Annotated in this window: 2 protein-coding genes; both read right to left on the bottom strand. The window is 71.1% G+C overall.

All coding sequences use genetic code 11. The annotated features are described in order from the left end of the window. Nucleotides 1-346: ABC transporter permease subunit (locus P409_RS35290; protein WP_034849784.1), on the bottom strand; the 346-nt coding region annotated here is incomplete at its 3' end. Then, nucleotides 343-783, bottom strand: a complete 441-nt coding sequence (locus P409_RS35285; RefSeq protein ID WP_238578858.1) for an ATP-binding cassette domain-containing protein — start codon at nucleotides 781-783, stop codon at nucleotides 343-345. The genes P409_RS35290 and P409_RS35285, both read right to left, overlap by 4 nt. Nucleotides 784-915 lie beyond the last annotated feature (132 nt).

Raw genomic sequence — 915 nt, 5'->3', positions numbered from 1 at the left:
CCAGCAGGAAGATGGCGAAGAAGGCGACGAGGATCGCCGCCGGCACGGCGACGCCGGCGGAGCTGGTCCAGCCATCCTGGGTCAGCAGCGTCGCGCTCAGCACCGTGCCGAAGGCCATCACCGACCCGACCGACAGGTCGATGCCGGCGATCAGGATCACCACCGTCATGCCGACGGCGACCAGGCCGGTGATCGACACCTGGCGCAGCACGTCGGTCAGGTTGCCGTAGGACAGGAAGATGTTGCGGCCGCTGCCGCTGACCGGCGAGAAGGCGATGCCGATCAGGAGGATGACCAGCAGGCCCCAATACAGCTTGGTGCGGGACAGCAGGCGCAGCACGGTCATGACACGGCCTCGGACAGGATCGGGGCGGAACGGGGAGAGGCGAGCTCCATGATCGCCTCCTGGCTGGCCGCGGCACGGGACAGCAGGCCGGTCTGCCGGCCCTCGCACATCACCAGGACGCGGTCGGCGAGCAGCAGGAGTTCCGGCAGCTCGGAGGAGACGAGCAGGATGGCGATGCCCTGGTCGGCCAGGGCGAAGACCAGGTCGTAGATCTCCTTCTTGGCGCCGACATCGATGCCGCGGGTCGGCTCGTCCAGCAGCAGCACCCGCGGGGCGGTGGCCAGCCACTTGCCGATCACCACCTTCTGCTGGTTGCCGCCGGACAGGCGCCCCGCCGGCTGAAGCGGCCCGGTGCAGCGCACGCCGAGCCGGCCGATGGTGCCGCGCGCCAGCTCCGACTCCCGCCCGAAGCGGCGCAGGCCGAGGCGCGCGAGCACGGGGAGCGAGGGCAGGGCCAGGTTGTCGCGGATCGAGGCGCCGAGCTGCAGGCCGTGACCTTGCGTCCTCGGTCACCAGCGCCAAGCCGTGCCGCTTGGCCGTGGCCGGGTCGTCGGATCGTCACCGCCTCG

The sequence above is a fragment of the Inquilinus limosus MP06 genome (assembly GCF_000767795.1).
Classification (GTDB): domain Bacteria; phylum Pseudomonadota; class Alphaproteobacteria; order DSM-16000; family Inquilinaceae; genus Inquilinus; species Inquilinus limosus_E.
This window is presented reverse-complemented; position numbering and strand designations above follow the sequence as displayed.